Origin of the sequence: Geitlerinema sp. PCC 9228 (assembly GCF_001870905.1) — a bacterium.
Taxonomy (GTDB): domain Bacteria; phylum Cyanobacteriota; class Cyanobacteriia; order Cyanobacteriales; family PCC-9228; genus PCC-9228.
Genome location: NZ_LNDC01000170.1, coordinates 1 through 9,748 on the forward strand (window position 1 = coordinate 1; position 9,748 = coordinate 9,748).

The 9,748-nt window shown below is 50.5% G+C and carries 8 protein-coding genes; 1 reads left to right on the forward strand and 7 read right to left on the reverse strand.

The annotated features are described in order from the left end of the window. Positions 1–132: 132 nt before the first annotated feature. The 5 genes from AS151_RS17810 to AS151_RS17830 form a co-directional block, all read right to left on the reverse strand. Entirely contained in the window at positions 133–1,725 is a 1,593-nt protein-coding gene (locus AS151_RS17810) for a glucose-6-phosphate isomerase (protein ID WP_071518422.1), read from the reverse strand. Positions 1,726–1,793: 68 nt separating this feature from the next. Continuing rightward, on the reverse strand, positions 1,794–2,132 hold the full coding sequence (locus AS151_RS17815; RefSeq protein WP_244533069.1) for a cytotoxic translational repressor of toxin-antitoxin stability system: 339 nt from the start codon (positions 2,130–2,132) through the stop codon (positions 1,794–1,796). Between the two features lie 37 nt (positions 2,133–2,169). Beyond that, positions 2,170–2,388: a hypothetical protein gene (locus AS151_RS17820; protein WP_071518418.1), complete on the reverse strand. Its 219-nt coding sequence runs from the start codon at positions 2,386–2,388 to the stop codon at positions 2,170–2,172. A gap of 45 nt (positions 2,389–2,433) precedes the next feature. Next, positions 2,434–3,345: a tetratricopeptide repeat protein gene (locus AS151_RS17825; RefSeq protein WP_071518419.1), complete on the reverse strand. Its 912-nt coding sequence runs from the start codon at positions 3,343–3,345 to the stop codon at positions 2,434–2,436. Positions 3,346–3,374: 29 nt separating this feature from the next. Next, entirely contained in the window at positions 3,375–3,704 is a 330-nt protein-coding gene (locus tag AS151_RS17830) for a YbjQ family protein (protein WP_071518423.1), read from the reverse strand. Between the two features lie 317 nt (positions 3,705–4,021). Here AS151_RS17830 and AS151_RS17835 point away from each other — a divergent pair, with 317 nt between their 5' ends. Continuing rightward, positions 4,022–5,299 carry a tetratricopeptide repeat protein gene (locus AS151_RS17835; protein ID WP_071518420.1) on the forward strand — a complete coding sequence of 426 codons (1,278 nt, stop codon included), beginning with the start codon at positions 4,022–4,024 and terminating at the stop codon, positions 5,297–5,299. Positions 5,300–5,993: 694 nt separating this feature from the next. On the opposite strand, the gene AS151_RS17845 is transcribed toward AS151_RS17835, so the two are convergent. Together AS151_RS17845 and AS151_RS17850 are read right to left on the reverse strand one after the other, a co-directional pair. After that, on the reverse strand, positions 5,994–7,961 hold the full coding sequence (locus tag AS151_RS17845; protein WP_084639718.1) for an adenylate/guanylate cyclase domain-containing protein: 1,968 nt from the start codon (positions 7,959–7,961) through the stop codon (positions 5,994–5,996). Positions 7,962–8,240: 279 nt separating this feature from the next. Then, positions 8,241–9,650 carry an amidohydrolase gene (locus AS151_RS17850; RefSeq protein ID WP_071518425.1) on the reverse strand — a complete coding sequence of 470 codons (1,410 nt, stop codon included), beginning with the start codon at positions 9,648–9,650 and terminating at the stop codon, positions 8,241–8,243. Positions 9,651–9,748 lie beyond the last annotated feature (98 nt).

A 9,748-nucleotide genomic window follows, 5' to 3' on the forward strand; every position in this document is an offset into this window, starting at 1 on the left:
TACTATCGGCTCTTGGTCTAGCCACTACTACGGGAACCTGGCTGTTCCCAAGCCCCGTCGCTTTAGCGCGGGGTCAGTGACAAACATTCAGAAACCGAACGAGACCACCAAGGCTCTAGTAAAAACGATCGCCTACGATGACATCGATACTTTCAGCGTATCGGGTTTGCCGAAATCGCCTTCTACCAAAATACCAAAGCGTTGGTTGGCATGCAGGTGGCGCACAATCATATAGATAGATTCTATATCGTCTCTAGCATCCATCTTGTCAGCCAGCTCTGACAAAGACAAGGGTGCTTTTTCCTGCTGTAACACCTGCAACAGTTGCTGTTGCAATTTCAACACAGCTGCCGCAGCTTTCTTGCCAGCTTCCACCCCGGGTTGGTGGTAGGCATTCACATTCACCAAAGAAGCGTACAATCCCACCGCACGTTCGTACAGAGCAATTAAAGCACCCACCGTACGTGGTGTCACCCCGGGAATCGTCACGGTAAGGGAATGGCGTTGGTTTTCGTAAAGTGCCTTGCGGGTTCCCTGCATCAATCCCGATAGGTAATCTCCAGAAGTCACTTGGGGTTCTACTTCCGGAGACTCCCCTTTGCGGTCTTGGAGCACTTCAATAAAGGTAACAAAAAAGTTGGGGACCCCTTCGCGCAATTGCTGCACGTAAGCGTGTTGGTCGGTGGTGCCTTTATTACCATAAACGGCGATGCCTTGATGCACGGTATTGCCATCGAGGTCTTTTTCTTTACCCAAAGATTCCATAATCAGCTGCTGCAAGTAACGGCTAAATAACAGCAGGCTGTCTTTGTAAGGAAGCACCACCATATCTTTTTCTCCCCGACCGTTGCCTTCAAAATACCAAGCCATGGCGAGCAAGGCCGCGGGATTGTTTTTAAGGTTGGGTTGGCGGGTGGCTTCATCCATGTGTTTGGCACCGAGGAGCATTTCCTGGATGTCGATGCCTTGCAAAGCCGCTGGTAGCAAGCCAACTGCCGACATTTCGGAAGTGCGACCGCCAATCCAATCGTGCATGGGAAAGGTTGCCAGCCAACCTTCGGCGGTGGCTTGTTGTTCTAGTTTGCTGCCGTAGCCGGTGACCGCGATCGCGTGTTTGGGGAAATCCAGATTTTTGGCTGCGAACGCCTGCTGCACCTCTACCATGCCGTTGCGGGTTTCTGGCGTGCCGCCGGATTTGGAAATCACGATCGCCAAGGAACTCGCCAAGCGATCGCCAAGTTGGTGTAACAAGCGATCGATACCGGCGGGGTCGGTATTGTCGATAAAATGAATATTGAGAGGCGGATTTTCTGGTGCCAAGGCTTGCGCCACAAATTGGGGTCCTAACGCCGATCCACCAATGCCAATGGAGATAATATCGGTAAATCGATCGGCTTGGGGAGGACGAATTTTTCCGCTACGCACTTCGCTGGCAAAATTTTTAATTTTGTCTAGGGTTTGGGTAACTTCCTGTTTGAGTTCGTTATCGGGTGCCAGTTCTGGGTCTCGTAACCAGTAGTGACCCACCATACGATTTTCATCGGGATTGGCGATCGCACCGCCTTCCAAAGCTTCCATATCCCGAAATGCACGGTCGAATTTGGGATGCAAAGACTCCACAAAACTTTCGTCAAAGGGAATTCTGCTGATATCGACGTAAAATTGCAATTGGTGGTGATAGTAGAGCCAATCTTGATAGCGTTTCCAGAGTGCTGCTGCATCCATACAAAAAACCGCCTCCATAGATAAATGCTTTCCTACTCTTCCATCCTATAGCGGTTAGCCGCAGATGGTTAGCGATTATGTAAGGTTTCTGAAGATTCGCCGTAGAGTTTTTCCGACGGGGGTTTGGGTAAAATGCGCACCAATTTGACAATTTCCCCCACCATTTCCGTTCCCACCACGTAGCCATCTAGGGTAAACCGATAAAACATCCCGTTGGTATCAATTTGCCGCAGTTGGGGCAATCCCCGCAAGCGATCGCGTTTTGGCAGCTTTACAAACAAAACCGACACGAGTTGTTTGTAGGTGGTTTCATCTTGTTGGCGAATGGCAAACAAATCCAACAGAAACGACCTGGTGTAGCGGATTTCTAAAGTCACGGAAACAAATAAAAAACGGGTGGTTCTCACAGAAATAGGCGGGAAAAGAGAGCGGCGAGGTGGGGAATTACCAGTGAATTTTTTCCGGTGGCTGCTGCAAAAACTGCATGGCTTCCTCGCAAGTGAGGGTATCCCCCGGTCGCAGGCGTTGTTGTGCTGCTTCAATCTGGCTTAACATCCAGACATCGCAAGTAATTTCTTCTAAATGCGGGAGGAGAATGGCCAGTCGTTCGTCGGAAATAGCATCCACCAATCGATGAATTTTGGTTCTGAGATCGTTGCCCATACCGTTTTCTCCAATTGGCAGTCGGGGAAAACCGGAAATTTGTTTTCATTGTAACTGGTTTTCCCCCTCATTTTCTGGTTGAGATTGCACCAGCGATCGCAACTGTTGCAGCAATTGCCGGTAGCGAGACGGTTGGTTGGCTTGCAGTGCCAGTTGGGAGGCTTGGCGAAAATCGGCGATCGCTTCTTGCCGCCACCCCAAGGTAACATAGGTCAATCCCCGATTGTAGTAAGCATCTATGGATTGGGGATTGCGAAAAATCACCGAGGTGTAATCGGCAATGGCTTCGACATATTCCCGCAGGTAAAAATAGGCAACACCACGATTCATGTAGGCATCTGTCAGAGTGGTATCTCGTTTGATGGCTTGGCTGTAATTTTCGATCGCTGCTTGCCACAAAGATTCGGCCTTTTGGGGGGTGCGTCTGGCTAAGGCAGCTTTGGCGACGCCGCGATTGTAATAAGCCAAAACGCGATCGCGATCCAAGTCAATGGCTTCGTCGTAATCGGCAATGGCACTAGCAAAGTCTCCCCGACTGGCTTTCGCCAAACCGCGGTTTACGTAGGCGGCTACCAGTCGGTCGTTGAGTTCGATGGCACGGGTATAGCTATCAATAGCCCCTGGCCAATCTCCCGCCAATCCCAAGGCTACCCCTAAATTGTAATGGGCACCCGCCCAATCGGGAAGGGTTTCCGTTGCCGCACGCAATTTCGCGATCGCCCGATCGTAGTTTTCCCGACGCGCCTGTTCGATTCCCTGTTGCACCAAACTTACCGCTAAACGTCGGTTTTGGTTTGGGGAAGTTTCCTGGCTGGCATGGGATTGTGCCATCCACGGGGATGGTGGCGTTGTGGGGAAGGGAGAAGCGCTCGCAGCGCCAACCAACCCCAACCAAATCGCGATCGATCCACCCAGGCATCCGAGGCACCATACAGACAAAGGTTTGGATGTTAGCAATCTTTTTCCTCTCTAGCCAGTGTCCGATGCTATTCTGCCACGCGCACCGCCGTACCAACCCCTGTAATCACCATCATGGATCCTTTTTCGTCCACGTTAATGGTACCCGTATCGATCTGAATACCCACCACCGCATTGGCATCGAGTTCTTCAGCACGTTCTTGCAATTCTGCCAAAACCTGCTGGTGCCCTTTTTGGAAAAGATTTTCGTAGCTACCGGTGCGACCGCCGAAAAAGTCGCGAAACCCAGCAAACCAATCCCGCAAGGCATTGCCGCCATAGACCACCTCAGCAGAAACCACGCCGAGATATTCTTCTACGGCTCTGTCTTGAAGAACGTCAGTTGTTGATAAAATCATAAAATTGTACCTCCTGCGAGGAAAACCAACCAATGCTGCTTGCGGCGAGCGCCGTCGAACCACCGTTCGTAGCCAGAGGAATTCTCGCCAGACATCCCGAAAAAGCAACCATCTTTGAGAAAAGGTGGTTATCAGTGGGGAGCTAGCTTGGCAAGAGCGGATGGTTCCGTTTCCTTCCCCAGGCTGCATATCAGCCGCTGATACTCCCTAGTCCTATTGCTGAACGGATGCTTCGACGAAACTCAGCCCAAGTACTTTCCTTCAGTGTAAACGAAATTGGTTCGCCCAAAGTTGCAAATCGAGTAAAATTTGGAACCGTGAACAAACAACTCCTCCTCACATTCTCCCTATGGTTTGCCACCACCTGGTCGGGGGTAGCCACCGCGACCCCTGGCTTCATAGCTCCCAATTGGCAACTCACCCAAAATGCTACCGGCAGCGATCGCAGCCAAACTGCCGAACTGGCCGACCTGTTACGGGAAGGCCGAAAATTGTTCGAGTCGGGTAAACTGCAGGAAGCCTTGCAGCTGTACAAGCAGGCTGCCAACCTCGATAAAGAAAATCCCCGGATTTTCTCCGGAATTGGTTATATTTATACCCGCCAGGAAAACTATGAAAATGCCGTAGAAGCTTACGAACAAGCGATCGAGCTGGAACCCAACAACGCCAATTTCCACTATGCGATGGGTTTTGCCCTGGCACAAATGCGCGACAACCAACGCGCTGCCGCCGCCTACCAGCAAGTTATCCAAATCCAGCAGGAACAGGCAACAGCAGGTGAAAGCAGCGACAGCAACGCCCAGCTGATGGAAAATGCTTATTTGGGTCTTGGGGTGGTTCTCATGCGCCAGCAGGACTACGAAGGAGCTTTGCAGGCGTTTCGGGAAGTAGTTGCCCTCGATGACAACAACGCTAGAGCCTACGAATCCATCGGTGCCACTCTGCTACAGCAAGGGAAACCGGAAGAGGCGGTGCGACCGTTACAAAATGCAGCCAACCTGGCCCCCCAACGGGCAAGCACCCACTTAAATCTGGGCTTAGCTTGGTTGAATTCGGGTAATTACGAGGCAGCTTTGATGTCATTCCAACAAGCGTCAGACTTGGAACCAAACAACGGCCAAATTTATTACCAAATTGGTCGCCTGTGGGAGCAACAGGAACGTCCCGATCGCGCCATTGAAGCTTATCGGCAAGCCGTTTCCGTCCAACCGAATTTGGTACAGGCACAAACTGCCATTGGTAAACTATATTTACAAAAAGAACAATACATTCGTGCCATTGTGGCTTACCGGCGTTTAATTGAAATGGCACCAGACAATGCAGATGCTCATTACAATCTGGGACAAGCCTTACTAGAACGCCGGCGCACGGAAGAAGCCAAAGCAGCTCTGAGAAAGGCGAAAACGCTTTACGAAGAAGCGGGTAATGAAGAAGGGGTAAAACAAGCAGAAGCGGCTTTGGCAGAGTTAGAATCGGGTTCGGCATCGGAAACGGAGGAAACGCCGGAGTCAGAAGAAGGGGAAACCTCGGAAACCACCCAAGAAATGGAAGATTCGCCGGAATCTGAAAATGAGGAAGGCGAAGGAGAAGAATAAGGGGAAGAATAAGAAAAAACGAACTGGAGTTGTCCTATTGCTAATCCCATTTCTGAAAAACAATAATTTTCTGAAATTTTCTAAATTTCTCGATCGGGGTGTAAAGCGTGAACGCCCCTACAAAAATGCCTCTCTTATCCCTGGCAAATTATTAAGAAAATACGATCTTGGTCTAATACCAAATCCAACATAGGGAAACCACAATCTTTTTGTAGGGGAAATTCCCCGTAATTGCTTTCTTGTAGGGGTAGGTACGGGGGCACTACCCCTACATTTTTTTGTGGGTGTATGTAATACCATTTCTGAAAAACAACGATTGTCTGGAATTTCTCAATTGCCCTGGTAGGGGCGCTCACGCGTTGCGCCCCTACAAAACCTCTATTATCTATTGCATATTTTAAAAAAATGGTATAAGTCGGATTTCATATTTCGTATAAAAGGGCAATGAGAAACTTCCAGAAAATCATTATTTTTTAGAAAAAGTATAAGAAAAAAATTCCGCTATAGACTTATTTTTGTAACCCTTTATTTTCCCTCTTTCTAAGGAGAACGGCGACCCAAGGTGAGAGCTCAGGGGATTGTAGCCGGGGAGGGTGAAGGCAATTCAATCTATTCAAGTGGATCTCATAGAAAAATTGCGATCGCTTTTCTCCTGCAGTCCCCCTCTTCTTTTTTTGTAGGGGAGTATGGATTGTTAGAAATTCCAATCAATGATTCGATATACGTCAACTACCTGATGTTTGCCTTTTAACGCGATCGCTCCCCAAGATTCTACCTGAAAGCGATCGCCGAGGTACTGTTGGGTAGCGGCGGCGGTGAGAATGCGGCAATCGCTGGGTTGGCAGTGTTTTTCGCAACTTTCCAAACGGGAAGCAATATTGACGCTATCACCAATCACGCCATATTCCAAACGCTGCTTACTACCCAAACTGCCCACCACCACCGGTCCGGTAAAAATGCCGATGCGCACTTGTACTGGAGGCAAGTCTTTCCGTTGGGATTGATGATTGAGACCGGCCACGCGATCGCGAATAGCTAACGCACAGGATACCGCAGCTTGCGCATCTGCCGCAATTTCCTCATCAGTATGGCGGGGAACGGGCACCCCAAACACCGCCATCAGCCCGTCTCCCGTAAATTTATTAATGATTCCGTGGTGAACTTGAACTTGTTCTGCCATTGCCGCCAGATATTCATTCAACCAATCCATTAACTTTTCTGGGGGCATTTGCTCGGAAGTCGTACTAAAATTTTTGATATCAGCAAATAAAATGGTAGCTATCAGCTTTTGCCCCGGCATTTTGCCAGATTTTAGCAAGTAATCTCGATTCTTCCATAAAGCCAACGCCACCTGTTGGGAAACATTTTGCCCCAGCAGCTTCATCACCATTTGTTCCTGCTGTCGGGATTGATAGGCTTGGCTGGCAACGACAATGCCACCGCTGAGGATAATAACAGCCGTGGGTGCTACCAAAGGAACCCATCCCTGATGCAAGAAAAGACCAAACCCAATTGCCCACAACACCGCGATCGCACTTACTTCCGAAATAGCGATCGCTAAAGGATGGTTGCACCAGCAAGCCAAAATCCCCCCTAAACCAGCCCATACCAAAATCCAAACCAACTCCTGCCAGGGCTGCCAAAACCAGAATAATTGCTGTTCCCCGCGAACGACGCTCAACAACTGACTGACCATTTGGGCGTGGATGTAGACCCCCGGCATCTTGGGATGTTCCTGTTCGGTAGCGCTGTAGGGGGTAAAAAACAAATCGCGACCGCTGGGGGCAACCGTACCCACAATCACAATCTTGTCTTCTATCCAAGCCGGATTGAAATTGCCATGGAGGGCATCCTGTAGGGAAATTGTTCTTCCTGGGGCACCGTTGGTACGATATTGCAATAAAATTTGATAGCCGCGATTGTCCAAATTTTCGTAAGCCCCTGCTTGAGCAGATAGGGGAAAAAACGTGGCTTCGCCCCAGCGAATGGCTGAAGGGTTGGATTCGCTGCCAGTCGGCGGTGGCACTTGGTCTTGCAAGTAATGCAACGCCAACCGTAAGGAAAAAGAATACAGCAGGCGATCGCTGGTTTGAAACGAGAGAAAATTACGACGGACCACCCCATCCAAATCCAACACCACATCGTTAAATCCCACTCGTTCCGATGGCAGGCTGGGCGGCGGTTTCACCCCATTGTTCGCACCGTTACCCAAATTGGTAATGCCAAACACATTGGGTGCCTGCAACTGTTCCACCAGCTGTTGGTGACCGGGTTGCATGGGCATATCCCGGTAAATATCGATGCCAATGGTACGGGGATTGTGGGCTTGCAGACGTTGCAGCAATTGTGCCAATACCCGGTCGCGGAGGGGCCAGTCGTCTTGCTGGCGAATATCATTTTCTGTAATCCCCACAATGACAATCCGTTCGTCCATACCGCCGTCGGGTGACAAACGCACCATTTGGTCATAAGCAATCAATTCCAACCGAACGGCAGCATCGCTGTGGCGAACCCCATGAACAATGGCGGTCATTCCGACTGCCGCGATCGCAATGATGGCACCCTCTCGTACCCGAGGCAAGGGATGGCCGGTCAACCAAGTACGTAAGTTGGTAAACGCCTGAGTTGTCAGGGAGTGCCATTTCTGCAGTTTGGGCACCATGTTGTTCGGATTCCCCTCAATCTCGCTACCACCATCATACGTGCTTTTTTTAGGGAAATCGGGGGGTTAGACCCATAGGAGCAGAGGAAAATCTGAAACTCATACCAAATCCGTACTGGCAAGACCCGATCGTACAACCAGGTCAGACCCTCCTGTTGTCCCCTTGTAAAGCGGGGACGGTTCGGGTTATGTTTGTGATTGAGCAATATCGGATTTCCGATCGGGGGATAAAAGACGGAAACCTACCATTTCTGGTTGTCGCCCCTGCTTCCGGAAAAACTATTCCGACAAGCCCATCACGCGCCGATAGGGGGCTTCCAATTGACGTACGTTTTCCGATTGGCGGTTAACTTGCCACTGGCTGCGGGCAAAGAGTTCCTGACGCAGAGTATCCACATCAATAGTGGTAACTTGACCGTTGGCGACGATTTGACGACCGTTGACCCAAGCAGCATTCACGGCTTGGGAAGGGCGACCCATCACCAGCAAACCAATGGGATCGGTACGCGGCAGTAGGGAAAGATTGGTTAAATCGTACAGCACCAAATCAGCTTGTTTGCCCGTTTCTAGGGTTCCCAGTTCTCCCGCCAGGTTCAATCCTTTCGCTCCACCCAAAGCTGCCATTTCCACGGCTTCCCGGGGATGGATCCAGTTGCGATAGTCGAAATCGGTGGTGTTGTGCAGCAAGGACCCAACTTTGATGGCTTCTAGCAAATCTTGGGCGTCGTTGCTGGCTGCCCCGTCGCAACCAAATGCCACGTTGACTCCCAGCTGTCGGTAGTGCAAAATGGGGGCAATACCGCTGCCCAGGCGTAAATTGCTGAGGGGATTGTGGACGACGGTACAGCGATGGTCGGCGAGAATTTGCCGATCGCTTTCATCCAACCAGATACAATGGGCTAAGGAAGTGCGCTCGCTGAGATATCCCAAACGCTGCAAGTGTTCTACAGCACTGCAACCGTATTTTTCCCAAGCCAGCATTTTTTGGGCTTTGGTTTCCAACAAATGGGCGTGGCGGCATAGGTCAAAGCGATCGCTCAATTCCATACAACCGGCAAACAGTGCGTCGGAACAAAGCTGACCCCCCGTAGGAGCCACCATCACGTGAAGGCCGGCTTCCGGTTGGTGAAACCGTTCCACCACCTGCCCCATCATCGCCAAAATTTCTTCGGTACTAGTATAGTAATCCCCGGATGTGGTTGGGGAATCCCCCGAAGGCATCCCCGTTTCCAGGGATTGGTCTTGAATTAAAGGACCGACAAACGCACGAATGCCAATTTCTTGATAGGCACGCACCGCCGCTTCTACCGTTTCTATTTCTTTTCCCGGAATTAAAACCAAATGGTCGACGACCGTGGTTCCCCCCGACAGCAAAGTTTCCACCGCCGTTGCCAAAGCCCCCAAATAAATTTGTTCCGGGTCGGGCGGTGAAAATTCGTGCAATTCGGCAATCCACAATTCCAAGGGATAGGGGGGGATCGTGCCCCGCTGCCAAATTTCGGAAGAGTGGGTATGGGCGTTAACAAAACCGGGCAGCAGCAGCTGGTTCTGGGCGTTGGTGGTTTGGGTGGCCGTGGGAGGGGGGCCCTGGCTGCCTATGCTGGCAATTTTATCTGCTTCGATACCCACATCAACTGTGGTGTATCCTTCTGCTGCCGGTACCAGTGCCTGTGCGATCGCAAAATTCATTTGGGATGGAAAAATCACGGAAAATACCTCGATACGTTTAGAAGCCCTGTCGCTTTAGCGCAGGGAGGAAAAACGGACGGCGACTTTAGTCGCCTATA

Excerpts from the sequence above, each read along its gene's own strand:
- AS151_RS17820 (WP_071518418.1), bottom strand. The coding sequence starts at position 2,388 with ATGGGCAACGATCTCAGAACCAAAATTCATCGATTGGTGGATGCTATT.
- AS151_RS17850 (WP_071518425.1), bottom strand. The coding sequence starts at position 9,650 with ATGAATTTTGCGATCGCACAGGCACTGGTACCGGCAGCAGAAGGATAC.
- AS151_RS17810 (WP_071518422.1), bottom strand. The coding sequence starts at position 1,725 with ATGGATGCAGCAGCACTCTGGAAACGCTATCAAGATTGGCTCTACTAT.
- AS151_RS17830 (WP_071518423.1), bottom strand. The coding sequence starts at position 3,704 with ATGATTTTATCAACAACTGACGTTCTTCAAGACAGAGCCGTAGAAGAA.
- AS151_RS17845 (WP_084639718.1), bottom strand. The coding sequence starts at position 7,961 with ATGGTGCCCAAACTGCAGAAATGGCACTCCCTGACAACTCAGGCGTTT.